A 22804-nucleotide genomic window follows, 5' to 3' on the forward strand; every position below is an offset into this window, starting at 1 on the left:
CGGGCACGCGCGCGTGGCCGCGGCGAGGGTGGAGAGGGCCGCGCGGACGGTGATCGGCGTCCGCCCCACAAACCGTTTAGTCGAGTGGCGACCCGGCCCCATAGGATTGGGCCCAAACCACACACACCCGAACCCCTGAGGATCGCTGCATGCCTGGCATTACGCGCGAGGAGGTCGCCCACCTCGCCCGGCTGGCGCGTCTGGAGCTGAAGAGCGAAGAGCTGGACCACTTCGCCGGACAGCTCGACGACATCATCGGCGCGGTCGCCCGCGTCTCCGAGGTCGCCGACCAAGACGTACCCCCGACCTCCCACCCGTTGCCGCTGACCAACGTCATGCGCGCGGACGAGGTCCGTCCGTCGCTCACCCCCGAGCAGGCGCTCTCCGGCGCCCCGGCCCAGGAGCAGCAGCGTTTCAAGGTGCCGCAGATCCTGGGGGAGGACTAATCACATGACGGACATCATCAAGCTCACCGCCGCCGAGATCGCCGCGAAGATCGCGTCCGGCGAGCTCACTGCCGTCGAGGTCACCGAGGCCCACCTGGCCCGCATCGAGGCCGTCGACGAGAAGGTGCACGCCTTCCTGCACGTCGACCGCGAGGGCGCGCTGGCGCAGGCCCGTGCCGTCGACGCCAAGCGCGCGGCGGGCGAGAAGCTCGGCCCGCTGGCCGGCGTCCCGCTGGCGCTGAAGGACATCTTCACCACCGAGGGCATCCCGACCACGGTCGGCTCGAAGATCCTCGAAGGCTGGATCCCGCCGTACGACGCGACGCTCACCAAGCGGCTGAAGGCCGCCGACGTCGTCATCCTCGGCAAGACCAACATGGACGAGTTCGCCATGGGGTCCTCCACCGAGAACAGCGCGTACGGCCCGACCGGCAACCCGTGGGACCTCACCCGGATCCCCGGCGGCTCCGGCGGCGGCTCCTCCGCGGCGCTCGCCTCCTACGAGGCCCCGCTCGCCATCGGCACGGACACCGGCGGCTCCATCCGCCAGCCCGCCGCCGTCACCGGCACCGTCGGCGTCAAGCCGACCTACGGCGCGGTCTCCCGCTACGGCATGGTCGCCTTCTCGTCCTCCCTCGACCAGGGCGGGCCCTGCGCCCGTACGGTCCTGGACGCGGCGCTCCTGCACGAGGTCATCGCCGGACACGACCCGCTCGACTCGACGTCCATCGACGCGCCGGTCCCGCCGGTCGTCGAGGCCGCCCGCAACGGCAGCGTCGAGGGCATGCGCGTCGGCGTCGTCAAGCAGTTCTCCGGCGAGGGCTACCAGGCCGGCGTCGTCCAGCGCTTCAACGAGTCGGTCGAGCTGCTCAAGTCGCTCGGCGCCGAGATCGTCGAGCTGGACTGCCCGTCCTTCGACCTGGCGCTCTCCGCGTACTACCTGATCGCGCCCTCGGAGTGCTCCTCCAACCTGGCCCGCTTCGACGCCATGCGCTACGGCCTGCGGGTCGGCGACGACGGCACGAAGTCGGCCGAGGACGTCACCGCCCTGACCCGCGAGGCGGGCTTCGGCGACGAGGTCAAGCGCCGGATCATCCTCGGTACGTACGCGCTGAGCTCCGGCTACTACGACGCGTACTACGGCAGCGCCCAGAAGGTCCGCACGCTCATCACGCGGGACTTCGAGAAGGCCTTCGAGCAGGTCGACGTGATCGTCTCCCCGACGACCCCGACCACCGCCTTCCCGATCGGCGAGCGCGCCGACGACCCGATGGCGATGTACCTCGCGGACCTGTGCACCATCCCGACCAACATGGCGGGCAACGCCGCCATGTCGCTGCCCTGCGGCCTCGCGCCGGAGGACGGCCTGCCGGTCGGCCTGCAGATCATCGCCCCCGCCCTGAAGGACGACCGCCTGTACAAGGTGGGAGCCGCCGTCGAGGCCGCCTTCGTGGAAAAGTGGGGCCACCCGCTGCTTGAGGAGGCTCCGTCGCTGTGAGCAAGGCACTGTCCAAGGCCAAGGGCTTCAAGAAGTCCAAGTCCGGTACGTACCTGTCCATCGGAACCACCGCCTTCGGCGCGTTCAGCGTGATCAAGCAGGCCAAGAAGGCCCGTCTGGAGCACGACACGCTGAAGCTGGTCGACGCTGCCGTGTCCGCCGCCGCCATCGTGACCGGCCTCGCGATCCTGTACCGCGAGCTGAAGCGCCTCGGCGACGACGACGTCCTGCTGGGCTGAGAGGGAAAGTTTCACCGTGACCGTCACTGAACTCCTGTCGTACGACGCGGCGCTCGCCGCGTACGACCCCGTCATGGGCCTCGAGGTCCATGTCGAGCTCGGCACCAAGACGAAGATGTTCTGCGGGTGCTCCACCGAGCTGGGCGCCGAGCCCAACTCGCAGACCTGCCCCACCTGCCTCGGCCTGCCCGGCTCGCTCCCGGTCGTCAACGCGATCGGCGTCGAGTCGGCCATCAAGATCGGCCTCGCGCTGAACTGCGAGATCGCCGAGTGGTGCCGCTTCGCCCGGAAGAACTACTTCTATCCGGACATGCCGAAGAACTTCCAGACCTCGCAGTACGACGAGCCGATCGCCTTCAACGGCTATCTGGACGTCCAGCTGGAGGACGGCGAGATCTTCCGCGTGGAGATCGAGCGCGCCCACATGGAGGAGGACACCGGCAAGTCGACGCACGTCGGCGGTGCCACCGGCCGCATCCACGGCGCCTCGCACTCGCTCCTGGACTACAACCGCGCGGGCATCCCGCTCATCGAGATCGTCACCAAGCCGATCGAGGGCGCGGGCGAGCGGGCCCCCGAGGTCGCCAAGGCGTACGTCGCCGAGCTGCGCGAGCTCATCAAGGCGCTCGGCGTCTCCGAGGCCCGGATGGACAAGGGCCAGATGCGCTGCGACGTGAACCTGTCGCTGCGCCCGAACGGCACCGAGAAGTTCGGCACCCGCAGCGAGACGAAGAACGTCAACTCGCTGCGCTCGGTCGAGCGCGCGGCCCGCTTCGAGATCCAGCGCCACGCGGCGGTGCTCTCGTCCGGCGGCACGATCGTGCAGGAGACCCGTCACTTCCACGAGGAGGACGGCTCCACCACCTCGGGCCGCATCAAGGACAACGCCGAGGACTACCGGTACTTCCCGGAGCCCGACCTCGTCCCGGTCGCCCCGGCCCGCGAGTGGGTCGAGGAGCTCCGCAAGGGGCTGCCCGAGCTGCCCCGGGTGCGCCGCAACCGGCTCCGCGAGGAGTGGGGCGTGTCCGAGCACGACATGCAGTCGATCCTCAACGCGGGCGCGGTCGAGCCGATCGTCGCCACCATCGAGGCGGGCGCGGACGCCGCGGCCGCCCGCAAGTGGTGGATGGGCGAGCTGGCCCGTAACGCCAACGAGCAGGGCGTGGCCCTGGACGAGCTGCCCGTGACCCCGGCGCAGGTCGCCCGGGTGGCGGCGCTGGTGGCCGCCGGCGACCTCAACGACAAGCTGGCGCGCCAGGTCATCGAGGGCGTCCTCGCGGGCGAGGGCGACCCGGACGCGGTCGTCGAGAAGCGCGGCCTGAAGGTCGTCTCGGACGAGGGCGCGCTCGGCGCGGCCGTCGACGAGGCCATCGCGGGCAACGCGGCCATCGCGGACAAGATCCGCGGCGGCAAGGTGCAGGCCGTCGGCGCCCTGGTCGGCGCGGTCATGAAGACCACCCGCGGCCAGGCGGACGCGGCCCGCGTCAAGGAGCTCATCCTGGAGAAGCTGGGCGTCAGCGAGGGCTGACCCCCGGCGGCTTCCCCACGTACGTAGTACGTGGACGAGTCGGCCCCCGTATCCAAGGGATGCGGGGGCCGAGTCATATGCCACGGTGGCGCGGAATCAAACCCTCCTGCCGGGTGACCTCGTTCCGGAACGTCTATAGGGTGCCGAGCGTGGACGGGCGAGAAGCGGTGAGAGTGCTCGGGCGCCGGACGGCGCTGCGGTATCTGGCGCTGGGGACGGCGGCCAGTGCGGTGTCCGCGTGCACCGGCGCGGGCGCGGCGGAGGGGCCCCGCAAGCAGGCGCTGAAGGCGTTCGTGAAGGGCGAGTGGGCCTACCGCTCGAACCAGAACCACCAGGGCGTCCTGACGGTCAATCCCGACGGGCACTGGTCTGTCACCCAATGGGGTGGAATGTCCGGTCAGTGGATGCTTGACGGTGCCGTCCTCTCGGTGAGCACCGACGCCCCGACGGGCGACGCGGAGTCCGAGGAGCAGGAGGCCTTCACGCTGACCAGCATGCCGGAGAAGGTCTCCCGGTCGTTCTCCGAGCTCTTCACGCTCTCCGGCGGCTGGTCGAGCATCGGCACCGCCGTCGAGGCGGGCTACAGCAAGGGCGTGCTGACCCTCGCCTTCCGGGGCGACGGCGCCGAGGACCTGCTCGTCACCTGCACCCGCCGCAAGTGACGCGAGGGGCCGCTGAGACTCCTGTTCGCACGGGCTCGGGCCTGCCCCTGTGCCCGCCCTGTGAGTAACCCCACGAAACGGGCAAACGATCACTATTCGCTGTCAGAGTTGCAGCGCGTAGAGGTCATGCGTTCTTTGCGGGCTGTTCAAGTCGTACGTCGTACCGGCTGTGGCTGTTCCCGGGCAAAGATCCACGAACCATCCAGGGAGCACATTCGTTGGCAGCCATCGCACGGTGGTGCATCAGGCACCGCCTCGTCGCCGTCCTGCTCTGGCTCCTCGCGTTCGGCGGCGCCACGGCCGCCACCGCCGTCGCCGGCTCCGCGTACTCCAACGACTACGAGGTCCCGGGCACCGAGTCCGGCCGTGCCACCGCCCTGCTGGACGCCGGATTCCACGGCGGCCGCGGCGGCGACACCGACACGGTCGTCTGGCGCACCGACGCCGGCTCCGTGCGCGCCCCCGACATCCAGCAGCGCATGTCCAAGGCCCTCGGCACGGTCGCGAAGCTCCCCGGCGTGGCCTCCGTGACCGGCCCGTACGGCCGTGACGGCGGCGCGCAGATCAGCGCGGACGGGCACACGGCCTACGCCACCGTCACCTTCGACCGGCCCGCCGACGAGATCCCCGAGGCCCAGGCGCGGGCCGTCGTCGACACCGCGCGCGCCGCCTCCGCCGACGGACTCCAGGTCGCGGTCGGCGGCAGCGCCGCAGCCCTCACCGAGACCAGCTCCGCGCACCTCAGTGAGATCGTCGGTGTGGTCGTCGCGGCCGTCGTCCTCTTCCTCGCCTTCGGCTCGCTCGCCGCCAGCATCCTGCCGATCGTCACCGCCGTGGTCTCCGTCGGCACCGCGTACGCCGGCATCGGGCTGCTCAGCCACGCCATGACCGTCGCCGACTTCGCGCCCATGCTCGGCCTGCTCATCGGCCTGGGCGTCGGCATCGACTACGCCCTGTTCATCGTCACCCGGCACCGCCGCGGCCTGCGCCAGGGGCTCTCGGTCGACGAGGCCGCGACCCGGGCCGTGGCGACGACCGGTCGGGCGGTGGTCTTCGCGGGCGCGACCGTCTGCATCGCGCTGCTCGGCATGCTCATCCTGCGGCTCGGCTTCCTCAACGGGGTCGCCGTCGCCGCCTCGCTGACCGTCGTCCTCACCGTCGCCGCGTCCGTGACGCTGCTGCCCGCGCTGCTCTCCCTCATCGGGACGCGGGCGCTCAGCCGCCGCGAGCGGCGCCGACTGGCCGAGCACGGGCCGCAGCCGGAGCTGCCCACCGGCTTCGCGGCCCGCTGGTCCGCCTTCGTGGAGCGCCGCCCCAAGCTGCTCGGCGCGGTCGCCGCCGTGGTGATGCTGGTGCTCGCCCTGCCCACGTTCTCGCTCCACCTGGGCACCTCCGACCAGGGCAACAACCCGGCGAAGTCCACCACCCGCACCGCCTACGACCTGCTCGCCGACGGCTTCGGGCCCGGCGTCAACGGGCCGCTCACCCTCGCCGCCAAGCTCGACGGCGCCGACGACCGGCTCGCCATGGAGCGGCTGCCCGACCTGCTGCGGTCGAGCCGGGGCGTCGCCTCGGTGGGCCCGGTGACGTACAACGCCAGCGGTGACACGGCCGTCCTGACCGTGGTGCCGGACTCGGCGCCGCAGTCCCAGGACACCAGCGCCCTCGTCGACCGGCTGCGCCACGAGGTGCTGCCGGGCGCCGAGAAGGGCACCTCGCTCGACGTCCACGTGGGCGGGGTGACCGCGAGCTACGACGACTTCGCGGGCGTGATCGTCGGGAAGCTGCCGCTCTTCGTCGGCGTGGTGATCACCCTCGGCTGCGTCCTGCTGCTCCTCGCCTTCCGCTCGATCGGCATCCCGCTCAAGGCCGCCGCGATGAACGTGGCGGCGGTGGCCTCCGCGTTCGGGATCGTCGTCGCGGTCTTCCAGCGGGGGTGGGGGAGCGAACTCCTCGGCCTCGGGGCGTCCGGCCCGATCGAGCCCTTCCTGCCGGTGATCATGGTCTCGGTGCTCTTCGGGCTCTCCATGGACTACCAGGTGTTCCTGGTCAGCCGGATGTACGAGGAGTGGCTGGAGACCGGCGACAACCGGCGGGCGGTCCGGGTCGGCCTCGCCGAGACCAGCCGGGTGATCAACTCGGCTGCCGTGATCATGATTTCGGTCTTCCTGGCGTTCGTGCTCAGCGGCGAGCGGGTGATCGCGATGTTCGGCATCGCCCTCGCGGCGGCCGTCGCCCTCGACGCGTTCGTGCTGCGCACCCTGCTCGTACCGGCCCTGATGCACCTGCTCGGCGGCGCCAACTGGTGGCTGCCCGGCTGGCTGGACCGGCGGCTGCCGCGGATCAGCATCGAGCCGCCCGAGTGCCGCCGTGCGACGATTCCGGTGCAGCGCACGAGCGAGCAGGTCGACGAGCTCGTGGGCTAGCCGTACGGGACCACGCACGACATACGAGGGAGCAGCGGGATGTTCGCGATATCGCTGGGGGACGACGGCGCGGAGCTGCGGCCACTGGAGCCGCACCACGCCGAGGAGTACCTCGCGCACATCGACCGGGGGCGTGACTTCATCGGGCAGTTCATCATGCTCGCCGAGGTCAGCAAGGACCTCGAAGCGGCGCGGGCGTTCCTCCAGGGGTACGCGGACAAGGCGGCCGCCGACACCGGGCGCGTCTACGGCATCTGGTCCAAGGGCACGCTCGTCGGCGGTGTCCTCTTCCGCACGTTCGACGCCCGGCTCGGCACCGCGGAGGCGGGCTGCTGGCTGGAGGAGTCGGCGGTCGGGCGCGGGCTCGTCACGCGCGCGGTCCGGGTGCTGATCGACTGGGCCGTCGACGCGCGCGGCATCGAGCGCGTGGAGTGGCTGGCCGCCTCCGGCAACACGGCGAGCATCAACGTGGCCAAGCGGCTGGGGATGTCGCGGGACGGGGTCCTGCGGTCGAACTACCCGTACCGGGGTGTACGGCAGGACACGGAGGTGTGGTCGGTGCTGGCACCGGAGTGGCGTGCGGCCCGGGAGGCGCACGCCGCGCGTTAAGGCGCCTCTCAGAAACGCCGCCTACCGTCCCCGGCATGACTGCCACCCCCGCCACCACCAAGACCGACAACGAAGCCGACGTCGAGGCGACGGCTGCCGAGGAGTCGGTGGCCGTCGTCACTGACGCGGCCACCGACACCGCCGCACCGACCCCGGACGGCGACGAGCTCGACGACGAGCTCGGCGACGACCTTCCGCCCGCCTCTCCCGTCCGTACCGCCATCGGCGCCGGTGCCGCCGCCGTCGTCTCCGGGGCGCTCGGCCTCGCCTCGCTCACCGGCACCTGGACGGGCAAGGTCCTCTCCGAGCGCGAGACCCTGCTCGGCCAGATCAAGACCGCCCAGGGCGGCTCGGCCTCCGCGCAGATCCACGAGATCTACGCCGACTCCTGGCACACCACCGCCGCCGTCAACGGCGGCTTCGCGCTGCTCGCCCTGCTCGTCGGCGCGTTCGTGCTCGCCCGCCCCGCGTTCGGCGCCCCCAACGCCCACCCGCAGCCCGGCTGGGTGCGGGCGGTCGCGCTCGGCGGCCTCGTCCTCGGCGCGATCGGCCTGCTGCTCTCCGTCGGGATGTTCTTCGACCTGTTCGCGACCCTGCCCTCGACCGGCTCCTGACGGCCCTGACTGCTCAGAGCGACGGGGGCGCCATCGTGAAGCGGGCGAGGACGGCGGCGCGCACGGTCTGGCGCTGAGGCTCCAGATCGAGCGCCGGAACACTCTCCGGCGCTCCGCCGCCGTACCCCGCCGCGCGCATCATCCCGGGCGCCGCCACCGGGTACGGCCGCGCCTCCTCGGCGCCCTCGTCGGCCAGTTCGAGCAGCGCCACCAGCTCGCTGCCGAGCGCCGTCGCGTACTCGCGGGCGCGCTCCACCGCCTGCTCGACGGCCCGCCGCCGGGCCTTCCCGTACGCGGGCGAGGCCGGGCGCAGGCCCCACCAGGGGCCGTCCACCCGGGTCAGTTCGAGCGAGGCCAGGCGCGAGGCGAGTTCGCCGAGCACCGTGAAGTCACCGAGCTCCACCGTCACCCGCACCTGCCCGTGGTACGCGCGCACCCGCTCGCCCCGGCCGAACTTGCCGAGTTCCGGGCTGACCGAGAACGAGCCCGTCTCCAGTTGCTCCACCGCCTCCCCGTACGACTTGACCAGGTCGAGGACGGCCGTGTTGCGGCGGGTGAGGTCTTCGAGCGCGGTACGGCGGTCGGTGCCGCGTGCGGTCACCGTCACGCCGAGCCGGGCGATCTCCGGGTCGACGTCGAGCACGGCCTCGCCCCGGACCGCGATCCGGGGGGCGTCGGGGGTGCCGTAGGGCAGGTGCGGGGACGGATCGGTCATCTCGGCTCCATGGGTCGGCTGGGTGCGCCCCACTCTTCCACCGGCCCGCCCCGTAAGGCATCCACTAAGGCATCCGCCCGGCATCCGAGCCCCCCTCCTTACGTCTAAGCACACCACCCCGCCGACCTGGGCGGATCTAAGGCCCCGCCGCCCTACGGATGCGGCACTCTCCCGATGTGCCGGGACCCCCTGGGAAGCGAGAGTTGAGGCATCGCAGGAAGCGATGGACCACCAACTCAAGCCCCACCAGGGGCACCAGGGAGCCCGAGATGTTCGAGTACGAGATGCACAAGGTGAACCAGGCCGAGCTTCTCCGCGAGGCCACCGCCCAGCGCCTGGTCCGCCAGGCCCGCCTCGCCCGCCGGGCCCGGCGGAACGCCGACCACGAAGGCGAAGGGCGGGTGACCCACCTCCGGGACCTGCGCGACCGTTTCGCGCACGCCGCCTGAGCGCCGCGGGACGTGCGATGACCTTGATCGTCACAACGGGTGCCGCGAGACCGGACGGCTGTGCGATGCTCGGCGACGTGGAGACCAGGTCTTTCAGCCCCGTGTTCGTCGGCCGCGCCGGTGAACTGACCGCCTTGACCGAAGCGCTCGCCCGCGCCACCGCGGGCGAGCCGCAGGCGTTGCTGGTGGGCGGTGAGGCCGGGGTGGGCAAGACCCGGCTCATCGAGGAGTTCACCAACGCCGCCTGCGACGCCGGAGCCGTGGTCGCGGTCGGCGGCTGTGTCGAGATCGGCGCCGACGGCCTTCCGTTCGCCCCCTTCTCCACCGCCCTGCGCACCCTGCGCCGTCGACTGCCCGACGAGCTCGCCGCGGCCGCCGACGGCCAGGAGGAGGAGCTGGCCCGGCTGCTGCCGGAGCTCGGCGAGGCCAGCCGGGAGACCGGCGAGGACGGCACCGCCCGCCTCTTCGAACTCACCGTGCGGCTCCTGGAGCGGACCGCCGCCGACCGCACGGTCGTCCTGGTCCTGGAGGACCTGCACTGGGCGGACGCCTCCACCCGCCATCTGCTCGCCTACCTCCTGCGCACCCTGCGGCGCGGCCGCCTGGTCGTCGTCGCCACCTACCGCGCCGACGACATCCACCGCCGCCACCCGCTGCGCCCCCTGATCGCCGAACTCGACCGGCTGCGCACCGTCCGGCGCATCGAGCTGTCCCGCTTCAACCGGGACGAGGTCCACCGCCAGCTCACCGGGATCCTTGCCGCCGAACCCGAACAGGCGCTGGTGGACGAGATCTTCGCGCGCTCCGACGGCAACGCCTTCTTCGTGGAGGAGCTGAGCGTCTGCCACGAGTCGGGCTGCGTCCCCGGCGGCGGCCTCAGCGAGTCCCTGCGCGACCTGCTGCTCGTACGGGTCGAGGCGCTGTCCGAGAACGCCCAGCTCGTCGTGCGCATCCTCGCCGAAGGCGGCTCCACCGTGGAGCACCCGCTGCTCGCCGCGGTCTGCGGGCTCGCCGAGGACGACCTCATCATCGCGCTGCGGGCGGCCGTCGGCGCCAACATCCTGCTGCCGACCGAGGACGGCGACGGCTACCGGTTCCGGCACTCGCTGGTCCGCGAGGCCGTCAGCGACGACCTGCTGCCCGGCGAGCGCTCCCGCCTCAACCGCCGTTACGCCCAGGCCCTGGAGGCCGACCCCGCGCTGGTCCGCGCCGACGTCCACGCCACCCGCCTGGCCAGCTACTGGTACTGCGCGAACGATGCCGCCAAGGCGCTGCCCGTCGTGCTGCGCGCCGCCGTCGAGGCCCGCAAGCGGCACGCCTACTCCGAGCAGCTGCGCCTGCTCGAACGCGGCATGGAGCTGTGGGACTCGGTCCCCGCCGACGTCCGCACCGACCTGCGCCCGCTGGACTACGCGGGCGCCTACCCCTCGTGCGGCACCTGCGACCCCGCCACCACCCCGCTCGGCTACCTCGACCTGCTCGCCGAGGCGGCCGTCGCGGCCCGCTTCAGCGGCGAGCGCGAGCGCGCCGTGAAGACGGCCAAGCGCGCGCTGCGGCTCATCGAGTCCGAGGAGAACGACGCCCCGCCGGGCACCCCCCACGGCGACCCGCTGCGCGCCGCCTGGTTCTGGACCGAGCTCGCCAAGCTGGTGCAGAGCCTCGGGCGCGGCGACGGCTGGGACGAGATCGCCACCGCCCAGGAGCTGGTGCGCGGACTGCCGCCGTCCGCCGTGCACGCGGCGGTCCTGGCCACCGCCGCGGGCTGGGGCATGCTGCACCGCCCCGGCCCCGAGTCGCTCGCCGCCGCCGAACGCGCCGTGGAGTACGCCCAGCTCGTCGACGCCGAGGAGATCGAACTCAACGCCCGGCTCACCCTCGGCAGCCTGATGGTCGACGCGGGCGACATCGAGGGCGGCCTCGCCGCGATGCGCGGCGTCATCGACCGCTCGCTCGAACTCGGCCTCGTCGGCGAGGCGGGCCGCGGCTATGTGAACCTCTCCTCCAGTCTCGAATCGGTCGGCCGCTCCCAGGAGGCCGCTCGGACCGCGGCCCAGGGCGTACAGGTCTCGCGCAAGTTCGGCCTCCTCGACAACGAGGCCTGGGCCGCCACCAACGAGTCCGACGCCCTGCTCAGCCTCGGCCGCTGGGAGGAGGCCACCGAGCGCGTCGAGTGGGTCCGGCGCTCCGGGGTGATGGGCAAGCCCAGGGGCTACTCCGCACTCCGCCTCGCCCAACTCTCCTTGCTGCGCGGCGAGTTGGAGCTCGCCGCCACCCGCCTCACCGACGCCGTCGGCCACTTCGGCGCCCGCGATCTGCTCCCGCAGAACGCCTTGCAGGTGGCCCGGGCCGAGCTCACCGTCGCCGCCGGGCAGGGCCGGTTCGCCTACGCGCGCGCCGTGCTCGCCCGCGCCGCCGAGGCCGGCTTCCCGCCCGGCACCCAGCGGTACGGCTGGCCGCTGCTGATCACCGCCGCCGCCGTGGAGGCCGATCTGCGCGGGCTGCCCGCCGCCGCTCCCGGCCGGGACGAGGCGGTGGCCCTGATCCGCTCGGCGGCCCGGACGATGCCCACCCCCAGCCCGGTCGCCAAGGCCTACGCCCTGTGCGTCGAGGCGGAGCTGGCCCGCGCCGACGGCCGGGACGACGCGGCCCGCTGGGAGGCGGCGGCCACCGCGCTCCAGCCCCTTGAGCGCCCGTACGAACTCGCCCGGGTCTGCCACCGGTGGGCCGCCGCGCTGCTCGCCGAGGGCAACCAGCGCGACAAGGTTGGCACACTGCTGCGGCAGTCGCACTCCGCCGCCGTACGCCTCGGGGCCCGCCCGCTGGTGGAGGAGCTGGAGCTGCTGGCCCGCCGGGCCCGGCTGCCGCTCACCGCGCCGGATCCCGCCGTCCCGGACGAGCCCGCCGACCCGGCCGGGGCGCTCGGGCTGACCAGCCGGGAGCAGGACGTCCTGCGCCTGGTCGCCGCGGGGCACAGCAACCGGCAGATCGCCGAGGAGCTGTACATCTCCCCGAAGACGGCCAGCGTGCACGTCTCCAACATCCTGGCCAAGCTGGGCGTCTCGGGCCGCGGCGAGGCCGCGGCGCTGGCCCACCGGCTCAACCTCTTCACGGAGAAGGTGGCCTGAGCGGGGGCGTGGGGTGCGGGGTGTGGCTTGGCGCGCCCCGTCCCCTGCACCAACGGCACCCCTTCGCCTACGTCACCTCCAGTTCCAGGATCTTGTCGTCGCCCGGCTTCGGGGTGCCCCGGCCGTCGGTCTCGCTGGTGACCAGGAGCAGGGTGTGCGGCCCCGTCGCTATCACCGTGCGCAGCCGTCCGTACGTGGACGTCAGGAACGCCTCGGGCTTCGCCAGCGCTTTGGTGCCGTCGAGCGGGATGCGCCACAGCCGTTCGCCGCGCAGGGACGCCATCCAGATGCTGCCCGCCGCGTACGCCACACCGCTCGGTGAGGCGTCCGAGGTCTTCCACTGCTCCACCGGGTCCACGAACCCCGGCTTGTTCCCCTTGCCCTCGACCAGCGGCCAGCCGTCGTTGTCGCCCGGCCCGATCACATTGAGCTCGTCCCAGGTGTCCTGGCCGAACTCCGAGGCCCACAGCCGCTTCGCGCCGTCCCAGGCGAGGCCCTGCACATTGCGGTGACCGTACGAGTACACCACCGAGTCCGCCTCGGGGTTGCCGTGCACCGGCTGGCCGTCCGGCGTCATCCGCAGGATCTTGCCGCCCAGCGACTTCTTGTCCTGGGCCAGGCCCCGGTCGCCCGTCTCGCCCGTGCCCGCGTACAGCATCTTGTCCGGGCCGAAGGCGATCCGGCCGCCGTTGTGGATGGTGCCCTTGGGGATGCCCCGCAGGATGGTGTCGGGCGCGCCGAGCTGCTCGCCCGCCGGGCGCTTCTCGTCGTAGATCATGCGGGCGATGCGGTTGTCGGACTCGGTGGTGAAGTACGCGTACACCTGGTGGTCCGAGGCGAACGCGGGGGAGAGCGCGAGGCCGAGCAGGCCGCCCTCGCCGCCCGGTTTCACCCCCGGCACGCTGCCGATCACCGTCTGTTTGCCGGCCGCGTCGATCCGGCTCACCGTGCCCTCGTCGCGCGAGGCGACAAGGAGGCCCCCGTCGGGCAGCGGGGCCACGCCCCAGGGCGACTTGAGGCCCTGGGCCACGGTTCTGGTGACCTTCACCGAGCCCTTCGGGGGTGGCAGATCGGCGGCGGGCGCGGAGGTGGACGCTCCCGGGGAGCCGGTCGCGGGCGTCGAGCGGGCGCCGCCGTCGGGCCGCGGTGCGGTCCCGGACGAGCACCCGGCCGCGAGCACCAGCGCGGCAGCGGCCAACAGGGCCGTCACAGCAGGACGTTGCACGGTACGCATTCCTTTCGAGCGGCTGCGGTCTCTACGGTACTTACACCGCCCGAGCCGCCCAGGTTCCCGATTCCCGATCGCCTTTCCCGGCCCCGGCCCTGCGGACCCTCAGTCCCACGACCCCCGGGCCCCCGGCAGCCGTTCGATCTCCGCCTCGTCCCGGTCCGTCAGCGCGAGCCCGGCCGCCGCCGCGTTCTCGCGGGCCCACTCCTCGCGCTTGGTGCCCGGGAGCGGGACCACGTGCGGGCCCCGGCCGAGCAGCCACGCCAGCGCGACCTGGGCCGGGGTCACCCCGTCCCCGTGGCGCGCCGCGACCCGGCGCAGCCCCGCCACCACGGGCTGGTTGGCCGCCATCATCTCGGCGGTGAAGCGGGGGTGCCGGGCCCGTACGTCGTCCGGCTCGAAGCCCTGGCCCGGGGTGAGCGTGCCGGTGAGGAAGCCGTTGCCGAGCGGCATCGCGGCCAGGAAGCCCACGCCCCGCGCCGCGCACCACGGCAGCAGCGCGTCCAGCGCCTCGCGCGCCCACACCGACAGCTCCGCCTGGACGGCGCTGACCGGGAAGACCTGCTGCACGCGCTCCAGTTGACGTATCGTCACTTCATAAGGGGCGCCGGACCGGCGGGCCGTCAGCGGGGCACCCGTGGCGCACACGCCGAGCGCCCGCACCTTGCCCGCCGTCACCAGCTCCGCCATCGCGCCCCAGGTCTCCTCGACCGGCACCTCGGGGTCCGCCCGGTGCAGCTGGTAGAGGTCGATGACATCGGTCTGGAGCCGCCGCAGCGAGGCGTCGCAGGCGCGCTTCACATAGCCGGGCCGCCCATTGGCCACCACATGCGCGTCGCCGCCCATCAGCAGGCCGCACTTGGTGGCGACGAAGGCGTCGGCGCGGCGCTCCTTCAGGGCCCGGCCCACCAGCAGCTCGTTCTTGAACGGGCCGTACATGTCCGCCGTGTCGAGCAGGGTGGACCCGGCGTCGAGCGCGGCGTGCACGGCGCGCAGCGAGCGGTCCCCGCGCTGCTGCGACGTGGTGTAACCCCAGCTCATCGGCATGCAGCCGAGGCCGATCGCGCCCACCTCCAGGGCTGCCGCACCGATAGTCCTGCGCTCCAACTCCCCGTACCCCTCCGAACAGCCCTGGGTGTGGCCCCCAAACTAACCTCTGGCCGCCGCCGGTCCTGACATAGCCTCCCGGCATGACTGCAGACGTGTGGCTCCCCCTCCCGGCCGACGAGGTCCCGGGCCTGCCCGACGGCCTCTCCTACCGCCTCTGGGACGGCGGCCCCGACTACCCCGCCGACCCCGCCGACTGCGCCTTCTACGTGGTCCCGTACATGAAGGGATCGGAGATCGCGGTGCGGCCGCTCGCCGCCATGACCGGCGTACGGGTCGTACAGACCCTGTCGGCGGGCATCGACCACGTACAGCCGGGCCTCGGCGCGCTGCCGACCGGCGTGCGGCTCTGCAACGCGCGCGGTGTGCACGAGGCGTCCACCGCCGAACTCACCCTCGCGCTGATCCTGGCCTCGCTGCGGGGGATTCCCTCGTTCGTCGCGGGGCAGGAGAAGGAGGAGTGGCGGTCCGGGTTCTATCCGGCGCTCGCCGACAAGTCGGTGCTGATCGTCGGGTACGGATCGATCGGCGCGGCCATCGAGGACCGGCTCGCGCCGTTCGAGTGCGCCCGGGTGGCGAGGGTGGCGCGCTCCTGGCGCACGACTGCGCGCGGTCCAGTGCATCCCCTCACCGAACTGCCCACACTCCTCCCGGAAGCCGACGTGGTGGTCCTCTCCACGCCCCTCACGGAGCAGACGAAGGGTCTGGCGGGCGCAGAGTTCCTGGGCCGCATGAAGGACGGGGCGCTCCTGGTGAACGTGGCCCGGGGCCCCGTCGTGGACACCAAGGCGCTCCTCGCGGAGCTGGAGAGCGGCCGCATCCGGGCCGCGCTGGACGTCACCGATCCCGAGCCGCTGCCCGCCGGACACCCGCTGTGGCATGCGCCGAACGTTCTGATCAGCCCTCATGTCGGGGGCTCCACTTCGGCGTTCCTGCCGCGCGCGAAGGCGCTGATCGCCCGCCAGGTGACCAAGTACGCGGCCGGGCAGCCGCTGGACAACATCGTCCTGACGACCGGGTAGGGCCGCCCCGCCTTCGATTCGCGACTCTGCGCACCGGTCCAAGTGCGGTCCGTGTCCGCAACTCCCGCGGTGGTCACGGAGCGTAGAGGAACTATGTCCCTGAGTGACGAGACTGGTGTATCGTCCCGACCGGGGGCTGCGCCGCGTGTCTGGCGGCGCGGGGGAGCGAATGTCACAGCGAGGGGGGCGACGGGCGATGCACGGCCAATGGACGAACGATCCGACGCGGCGGAGCCGCCGACGGCTACCCCGAGGCGCACGGGCGGGGCTCCCGAGGGGCCGCACCCGGCCCAGGATCCCGGTCCGGGCCCGCACCCGGATGCCGGCCAGGCCCCGGCCGCCGGCCAGGGCGGCCCGGCCGCCCTCCCCGACCGCCCGCCCGGCGGCCGCGAGGGCCCACCCGCCGGGCCGGGCGAGCGGTTCCGGAGTGCCCCGCACCCGTATCGCGTGTGGACCCGGAGGGGCCCGGTGAGCGCCGGTGCGGTGCTGCCCCACCGGCCCGTCCCCGGCGGCGGGACGGGTCTGGTCTCCCAGCTCGTCCTCGCGGTGGTCTGCGCGGGGTACGCGACGGGGGCGGCGCTCGGCTGGGGATCCTCGGAAGTCGCCGATGTGATGGGGGACTTCGGGCTCAGCGCCGCGGCGACGGCGGCCTCGGTCTCCTGCTTCCTCTACGCGCGCGGAGGCGCCGGGGAGGGGGAGAGCCGCTTTCGGCCCGCATGGCTCCTCTTCTCGTTCTCCTCCGCCATGGCGGCGAGCGGCAACGGAGTCTGGGGGTGGTACCAGGTGGTGCTCGAGCACCCGGTCCCCTCGCCCTCCATGGCCGACCTGTTCTTCCTGCTCTTCGCGCCGCCCGCGATCGTCGGTCTCCTCGTCCTGGCCAAGCGTCCGGTGACCCGGGCGGGCTGGGTCTGCCTGGCCCTCGACTCCTGGCTGATCGGCGGCTCGCTGCTGACCCTCTCGTGGAGCCTGGCGCTGGCGCACACCGCGCACTTCGAGGGCGCGAGCGTCGCCCGCGCCGCGCTGGCGCTGGCGTACCCGCTGCTCGACATCGTGCTCGTGAGCATGGTGCTCGCGCTGCACTTCCGGCGCTCCTCCGCCAACCGGTCGGCGATCAACACGGCCATCGCCGCGCTCGCCCTGACCGTGCTGTGCGACGCGCTGTACACCTCACCGCTGCTGCGCGCGCACTACCGCTCGGGCCAGCTCCTGGACGCGGGCTGGTTCGCCGCCTCGCTGCTGCTCGCCTACGCGCCGTGGGGCGCCCGCAGGCTCGCCCCGGGCCCTGCCGTGCCGCCACCGCCGCCGCCCCGGCGGCCGGGCGCGCTCCCGGCCAGCAGGCCGATTGCGGGCTCGCTGGGGGCGCTCACGCCGTACCTCGCGGCCGCCGTGTGCACCCTGGGGATCCTCTACAACGTGATCGAGGGCCGCCGGGTCGACCGCGTGGTGGTCTTCACCGGGTGCACGGTGGTGCTCGCGCTCGTCGTACGCCAGGGGATCATGCTCGTCGACAACATCGCGCTGACCCACGAACTGGCCCAGAAGGAGAACCACTTCCGCTCCCTGGTGCAGGGCTCCAGCGACGTCATCATGATCGCCGCGCCCACCGGGATACTGCGCTACGTCAGCCCCGCCGCCGCGGGCGTCTACGGACGGGATGCGGAGGACCTGGTCGGCTCCGAGCTGGCCTCCCTCATCCATCCCGAGGACCTGGGCCGGGTCGTGCACGAGGTGCGGCGCTTCCTGGCCGCGCCCCCGCTGGAGGAGCCGGCCGGCCGGATCGAGTGCCGCTTCCGCTCGGGCACCGGCGAGTGGCTGAACGTGGAGTCGACCATCAACCGCCACCAGGGCGGCCTCATCCTCAACAGCCGGGACGTCACCGAACGGGTGCGCCTGCAGGCCCAGTTGCAGCACAACGCCGAGCACGACCCGCTCACCGACCTGCCCAACCGGGCGCTGTTCACCGAGCGCGTCCGCCAGGCGCTGAGCGGCCGCCGCGCCTCCGACCCGGGCACGGCGGTGCTCTTCATCGACCTCGACGGCTTCAAGCAGGTCAACGACACCATCGGCCACCAGGCCGGCGACGAGCTGCTGATCCAGGCGGCCCGCCGCCTCCAGGACTCGGTGCGCGCCGGCGACACCGCGGCCCGCCTCGGCGGCGACGAGTTCGCCGCCCTGATCCTGGGCGACGGCAGCCGCGACCGGGCGGCCCGCCAGCGCCAGGTGCACGAGATCGCCGACCGGCTGCGCCTCACCCTCTCGCAGCCGTACCAGATCGACGGCAACGAGGTGCGGGTCGCCGCCTCCATCGGCGTCGCCTTCGCCGAGCGCGACGTCAGCGCCCGCGAGCTGATGCGCAACGCCGACCTCGCGATGTACCGGGCCAAGTCCGGCGGCAAGAACCGCGTCGAGATGTACGCGCCGCAGATGCAGGCCGAGGTCGTCCGCAAAACCGAGCTGGCCGCCCGGCTGCGCACCGCGCTGCACGAGGGCGAGTTCGCGCTGCTGCACCAGCCGGTGGTCAACCTCACCACCGGGCGGGTGGCCGCCGTGGCCGCGCAGGCGCGCTGGAGATCGGCCCAGGGCATCCTGTTCACCCCGGCCGAATTCCTCCGGGTCGCCGACGACAGCGAGCGGACCGCGGAGCTGGGCCGCTGGCTCCTCGAAGAGGCCGTCGAGCAGGCCGCCGAGCGCGGCAGGGCCGGGCACGACACCCCGGTCGCGGTCCGTCTCCCGGCCCGTCGCCTGCTCGACAAGTCGATGCCGCTGGGATCTGTGGAAGCCCTGCTGACCAGGCACGGACTGCCGTCGGGCGCCCTGGTGATCGAGCTGTCCGACAGCGACCCCAGGATCTCCTTCGACGACCTGGAGCGGCGGCTGGTGAGCCTGCGCCGGCTCGGCGTGCGGATCGCCCTGGACGGCTTCGGCAGCGGGTACGCGGCGATCAACGCCCTGCGCCGGCTCCCCATCGACGTACTGAAACTGGACAGGGGGCTGGTCGAGGGCGTGGTCGAGTCCGCCCGGCTGCACAAGATCACCAGCGGGCTGCTGCGGATCGCCTGCGACCTCGGGATGCAGTCCGTGGCCGACGGCGTGGACGTGCCGGAGCAGGTGCTGGCGCTGCGGGCCATGGGGTGCACCCACGGGCAGGGCATGGCCTTCTCCGGGCCGCTCGACGAGTACCGGCTGCGCAGGGCGCTGGTGCGGGGCACCTTCCCGGTGCCGGGCGGGGCCGCGTTGCCCGTGCTCAGCGGCCGGGCGCTGCCCTCCGTCCGGGTCAATCACTCAAATAGTGAGACACCCGTCCCACCCACTTGACACTACCGGGGCGCCGGGGGGAGGGTCATTGCCATGCGCACCCGAATTCTCGTACTTGGAAAGCGCGTCGGCTGAAGCCGGGCCCCCACGTGGGCCCAGTGGACCACACCCGACGCGCTCCCCTCGCTTGCCTCACGGCACGAGGGGTTTTTTGTTGCACCGGCACCCCTGAAGCACGACAGCGATCCCGACCAAACCCCCGCAAAAACCCTCAGCTTCGAGAAGAGAATGCGATGACCGAGCAGGCCACCGGGGCCCACCATCCGCAGCCGCGGGCCCGTAACGGCGGACACCAGGCCGCCACCGTCGAGCACGTCACGGGCGCGCAGTCCCTCATCCGCTCTCTCGAGGAAGTCGGGGCCGAGACCGTATTCGGCATTCCGGGCGGTGCCATCCTCCCGGCGTACGACCCGATGATGGACTCCACCCGGGTCCGCCACGTCCTGGTCCGCCACGAGCAGGGCGCGGGCCACGCCGCCACCGGTTACGCGCAGGCCACCGGCAAGGTCGGCGTCTGCATGGCGACCTCCGGCCCCGGCGCCACCAACCTGGTCACGCCGATCGCCGACGCCCACATGGACTCCGTCCCGCTGGTCGCGATCACCGGGCAGGTCTCCTCCAAGGCGATCGGCACCGACGCCTTCCAGGAGGCGGACATCGTCGGCATCACCATGCCGATCACCAAGCACAACTTCCTGGTCACCAAGGCCGAGGACATCCCGAGGACGATCGCGGAGGCCTTCCACATCGCCTCCACCGGCCGCCCGGGCCCGGTCCTGGTCGACATCGCCAAGGACGCCCTCCAGGCGCGCACCACCTTCTCCTGGCCGCCGCACATGGACCTGCCGGGCTACCGCCCGGTCACCAAGCCGCACGCCAAGCAGATCCGCGAGGCCGCCAAGCTGATCGTCCAGGCCAAGCGCCCGGTCCTGTATGTCGGTGGCGGCGTCCTGAAGGCCGGCGCCACCGCCGAGCTGAAGGTCCTCGCGGAGCTCACCGGAGCGCCCGTCACCACCACCCTGATGGCGCTCGGCGCCTTCCCCGACAGCCACCCGCTGCACGTGGGGATGCCCGGCATGCACGGTGCGGTCACCGCCGTCACCGCGCTGCAGAAGTCGGACCTGCTGATCGCGCTCGGCACCCGCTTCGACGACCGGGTCACCGGCAAGCTGGACAGCTTCGCCCCGTACGCGAAGATCATCCACGCGGACATCGACCCGGCCGAGATCGGCAAGAACCGCGAGGTCGACGTGCCGATCGTGGGCGACGCCCGCGAGGTCATCGCCGATCTGGTGCAGGCCGTCCAGGCCGAGCACACCGAGGGCCACACCGGTGACTACAGCGCCTGGTGGAACGACCTGAACCGGTGGCGCGAGACCTACCCGCTCGGCTACGACCAGCCGGACGACGGCAGCCTCTCGCCGCAGCAGGTCATCCAGCGCATCGGCGAGCTCGCCCCCGCCGACACCATCTACGCGGCCGGCGTCGGCCAGCACCAGATGTGGGCCGCCCACTTCATCAACTACGAGCGCCCGGCCACCTGGCTGAACTCCGGCGGCGCCGGAACGATGGGGTACGCGGTCCCGGCGGCCATGGGCGCCAAGGCCGGCATGCCGGACCGCCCGGTCTGGGCGATCGACGGCGACGGCTGCTTCCAGATGACCAACCAGGAGCTCACCACCTGTGCGCTCAACAACATCCCGATCAAGGTCGCCATCATCAACAACGGCGCCCTCGGGATGGTCCGCCAGTGGCAGACCCTCTTCTACAACCAGCGCTACTCCAACACCGTGCTGCACAGCGGCCCGGAGGCCACCGGCCTGGAGCCCAGCGCCGGCACCCGCGTGCCGGACTTCGTGAAGCTGTCCGAGGCCATGGGCTGCTACGCGATCCGCTGCGAGCGCCCGGAGGACCTGGACAAGGCCATCGAAGAGGCCAACTCCATCAACGACCGCCCGGTCGTCATCGACTTCATCGTCCACGAGGACGCCCAGGTGTGGCCGATGGTCGCCGCCGGCACCTCCAACGACGAGGTCATGGCCGCCCGCGGCGTCCGTCCCGACTTCGGCGACAACGAAGACGACTGAGAGAGCAGAGAGAGACCGTCACCATGTCGACCAAGCACACGCTCTCCGTCCTGGTGGAGAACACGCCCGGCATCCTCGCCCGGATCGCCGCGCTCTTCTCCCGCCGCGGCTTCAACATCGACTCGCTCGCCGTCGGTGTCACCGAACACCCCGACATCTCCCGCATCACCATCGTGGTCAATGTCGAGGACCTGCCCCTGGAGCAGGTGACGAAACAGCTCAACAAGCTGGTCAACGTCCTGAAGATCGTCGAACTCGAGCCCAGCGCTGCGATCCAGCGCGAGCTCGTCCTGGTGAAGGTGCGTGCCGACAACGAAACGCGCTCCCAGATCGTCGAGATCGTCCAGCTGTTCCGCGCCAAGACCGTCGACGTCTCGCCCGAGGCCGTGACCATCGAGGCCACCGGCGGCGCCGACAAGCTGGAGGCGATGCTCAAGATGCTGGAGCAGTTCGGCATCAAGGAGCTCGTCCAGTCCGGGACGATCGCCATAGGGCGCGGCTCGCGGTCCATCACCGACCGCAGCCTGCGGGCCCTGGACCGCACGGCCTGAACCCGCCCCCTCGCGGTTCCGTATCGCGAGACTTAAAACTTCCCGACGCATCCCCGCCGTACGGTGGGACGCAACACCAGCACACCAAGGAGATATCCCAGTGGCCGAGCTGTTCTACGACGACGACGCCGACCTGTCCATCATCCAGGGCCGCAAGGTCGCGGTGATCGGTTACGGCAGCCAGGGCCACGCCCACGCGCTGTCGCTCCGTGACTCGGGTGTCGACGTCCGCGTCGGTCTGCACGAGGGCTCCAAGTCCAAGGCCAAGGCCGAGGAGCAGGGCCTGCGCGTGGTCACGCCCGCCGAGGCCGCCGCCGAGGCCGACGTCATCATGATCCTGGTCCCGGACCCGATCCAGGCCCAGGTCTACGAGGAGTCCATCAAGGACAACCTGAAGGACGGCGACGCGCTGTTCTTCGGCCACGGCCTCAACATCCGCTTCGGCTTCATCAAGGCCCCCGAGGGCGTCGACGTCTGCATGGTCGCCCCCAAGGGTCCGGGCCACCTGGTCCGCCGTCAGTACGAGGAGGGCCGCGGCGTCCCGTGCATCGCGGCCGTCGAGCAGGACGCGACCGGCAACGGCTTCGCGCTCGCGCTCTCGTACGCCAAGGGCATCGGCGGCACCCGGGCGGGCGTCATCAAGACGACCTTCACCGAGGAGACCGAGACCGACCTGTTCGGCGAGCAGGCCGTGCTCTGCGGCGGTACGTCCGCGCTGGTCAAGGCGGGCTTCGAGACCCTCGTCGAGGCGGGCTACCAGCCGGAGATCGCCTACTTCGAGTGCCTCCACGAGCTGAAGCTCATCGTCGACCTGATGTACGAGGGCGGCCTGGAGAAGATGCGCTGGTCGGTCTCCGAGACCGCCGAGTGGGGCGACTACATCACCGGCCCCCGCATCATCACCGCCGACACCAAGGCCGAGATGAAGAAGGTCCTCACCGAGATCCAGGACGGCACCTTCGCCAAGAACTGGATGGACGAGTACCACGGCGGTCTGAAGAAGTACAACGAGTACAAGACCCAGGACGAGAACCACCTCCTGGAGACCACCGGCAAGGAGCTGCGCAAGCTCATGAGCTGGGTGAACGACGAGGAGGCGTAAGCCTTCACAAGGGGCCGCGGCGATGCGCCGCGGCCCCTTGTCCATCCCGTCCACACCCGGACGGGTGACATTCCGCCACGG

The 22804-nt window shown here is 72.1% G+C and carries 18 protein-coding genes; 15 read left to right on the forward strand and 3 right to left on the reverse strand.

Annotated elements, in window-relative coordinates; genetic code table 11:
• Window positions 1-149: 149 nt before the first annotated feature.
• The 8 genes from gatC to IE252_RS20970 all read left to right on the forward strand — a co-directional run bounded on the left by gatC (window position 150) and on the right by IE252_RS20970 (window position 8022).
• A complete protein-coding gene (gene gatC / locus IE252_RS20935) occupies window positions 150-446 on the forward strand; it encodes an Asp-tRNA(Asn)/Glu-tRNA(Gln) amidotransferase subunit GatC (protein WP_007266718.1) in 297 nt (98 codons plus the stop codon).
• A 4-nt stretch (window positions 447-450) separates the two neighbouring features.
• Window positions 451-1944 carry an Asp-tRNA(Asn)/Glu-tRNA(Gln) amidotransferase subunit GatA gene (gene gatA, locus IE252_RS20940; RefSeq protein ID WP_190090975.1) on the forward strand — a complete coding sequence of 498 codons (1494 nt, stop codon included), beginning with the start codon at window positions 451-453 and terminating at the stop codon, window positions 1942-1944.
• Complete coding sequence (locus IE252_RS20945) at window positions 1941-2183, forward strand: hypothetical protein (protein WP_101390265.1); 243 nt, start codon at window positions 1941-1943, stop codon at window positions 2181-2183. The genes gatA and IE252_RS20945 overlap by 4 nt, the downstream gene beginning before the upstream one ends.
• 16 nt (window positions 2184-2199) lie before the next feature.
• A complete protein-coding gene (gatB, locus tag IE252_RS20950; RefSeq protein ID WP_190090976.1) occupies window positions 2200-3711 on the forward strand; it encodes an Asp-tRNA(Asn)/Glu-tRNA(Gln) amidotransferase subunit GatB in 1512 nt (503 codons plus the stop codon).
• 149 nt (window positions 3712-3860) lie between these two features.
• The gene (locus IE252_RS20955) at window positions 3861-4373 is read left to right on the forward strand and encodes a hypothetical protein (protein WP_190090977.1); all 513 of its coding nucleotides are present in this window, start codon (window positions 3861-3863) and stop codon (window positions 4371-4373) included.
• Window positions 4374-4591: 218 nt separating this feature from the next.
• Window positions 4592-6799: an MMPL family transporter gene (locus IE252_RS20960; RefSeq protein ID WP_190090978.1), complete on the forward strand. Its 2208-nt coding sequence runs from the start codon at window positions 4592-4594 to the stop codon at window positions 6797-6799.
• A gap of 39 nt (window positions 6800-6838) precedes the next feature.
• Window positions 6839-7408, forward strand: coding sequence for a GNAT family N-acetyltransferase (locus IE252_RS20965; RefSeq protein ID WP_190090979.1), 570 nt, complete (start codon window positions 6839-6841; stop codon window positions 7406-7408).
• Window positions 7409-7443: 35 nt separating this feature from the next.
• Window positions 7444-8022 carry a hypothetical protein gene (locus tag IE252_RS20970; RefSeq protein WP_190090980.1) on the forward strand — a complete coding sequence of 193 codons (579 nt, stop codon included), beginning with the start codon at window positions 7444-7446 and terminating at the stop codon, window positions 8020-8022.
• A 13-nt stretch (window positions 8023-8035) separates the two neighbouring features.
• Here the strand turns inward: IE252_RS20970 and IE252_RS20975 are convergent, their stop codons facing one another.
• The gene (locus IE252_RS20975; protein WP_190090981.1) at window positions 8036-8737 is read right to left on the reverse strand and encodes an SIMPL domain-containing protein; all 702 of its coding nucleotides are present in this window, start codon (window positions 8735-8737) and stop codon (window positions 8036-8038) included.
• 269 nt (window positions 8738-9006) lie between these two features.
• Here IE252_RS20975 and IE252_RS20980 point away from each other — a divergent pair, with 269 nt between their 5' ends.
• Window positions 9007-9186 (forward strand): hypothetical protein, encoded by a 180-nt coding sequence (locus IE252_RS20980; RefSeq protein ID WP_190090982.1) that lies wholly within the window; start codon window positions 9007-9009, stop codon window positions 9184-9186.
• Entirely contained in the window at window positions 9183-12311 is a 3129-nt protein-coding gene (locus tag IE252_RS20985; protein ID WP_506417292.1) for a helix-turn-helix transcriptional regulator, read from the forward strand. The genes IE252_RS20980 and IE252_RS20985 overlap by 4 nt, the downstream gene beginning before the upstream one ends.
• Before the next feature lie 67 nt (window positions 12312-12378).
• On the opposite strand, the gene IE252_RS20990 is transcribed toward IE252_RS20985, so the two are convergent.
• Complete coding sequence (locus IE252_RS20990) at window positions 12379-13536, reverse strand: PQQ-dependent sugar dehydrogenase (RefSeq protein ID WP_373298585.1); 1158 nt, start codon at window positions 13534-13536, stop codon at window positions 12379-12381.
• A 108-nt stretch (window positions 13537-13644) separates the two neighbouring features.
• Window positions 13645-14646, reverse strand: coding sequence for an aldo/keto reductase (locus tag IE252_RS20995; protein WP_190090984.1), 1002 nt, complete (start codon window positions 14644-14646; stop codon window positions 13645-13647).
• An 83-nt stretch (window positions 14647-14729) separates the two neighbouring features.
• On the opposite strand from IE252_RS20995, the gene IE252_RS21000 reads away from it, so the two are divergent.
• The 5 genes from IE252_RS21000 to ilvC all read left to right on the forward strand — a co-directional run bounded on the left by IE252_RS21000 (window position 14730) and on the right by ilvC (window position 22723).
• Window positions 14730-15668, forward strand: a complete 939-nt coding sequence (locus IE252_RS21000; RefSeq protein ID WP_190090985.1) for a 2-hydroxyacid dehydrogenase — start codon at window positions 14730-14732, stop codon at window positions 15666-15668.
• Window positions 15669-16136: 468 nt separating this feature from the next.
• Window positions 16137-18983 carry a putative bifunctional diguanylate cyclase/phosphodiesterase gene (locus IE252_RS21005; RefSeq protein ID WP_190091117.1) on the forward strand — a complete coding sequence of 949 codons (2847 nt, stop codon included), beginning with the start codon at window positions 16137-16139 and terminating at the stop codon, window positions 18981-18983.
• 233 nt (window positions 18984-19216) lie between these two features.
• Window positions 19217-21070, forward strand: a complete 1854-nt coding sequence (locus tag IE252_RS21010) for an acetolactate synthase large subunit (RefSeq protein ID WP_190090986.1) — start codon at window positions 19217-19219, stop codon at window positions 21068-21070.
• Between the two features lie 23 nt (window positions 21071-21093).
• Complete coding sequence (ilvN, locus tag IE252_RS21015) at window positions 21094-21621, forward strand: acetolactate synthase small subunit (RefSeq protein ID WP_067164603.1); 528 nt, start codon at window positions 21094-21096, stop codon at window positions 21619-21621.
• Window positions 21622-21721: 100 nt separating this feature from the next.
• The gene (gene ilvC / locus IE252_RS21020; protein WP_190090987.1) at window positions 21722-22723 is read left to right on the forward strand and encodes a ketol-acid reductoisomerase; all 1002 of its coding nucleotides are present in this window, start codon (window positions 21722-21724) and stop codon (window positions 22721-22723) included.
• The last annotated feature ends 81 nt before the right edge of the window (window positions 22724-22804 follow it).

Source organism: Streptomyces melanogenes (assembly GCF_014649795.1).
GTDB classification, from domain to species: domain Bacteria; phylum Actinomycetota; class Actinomycetes; order Streptomycetales; family Streptomycetaceae; genus Streptomyces; species Streptomyces noboritoensis.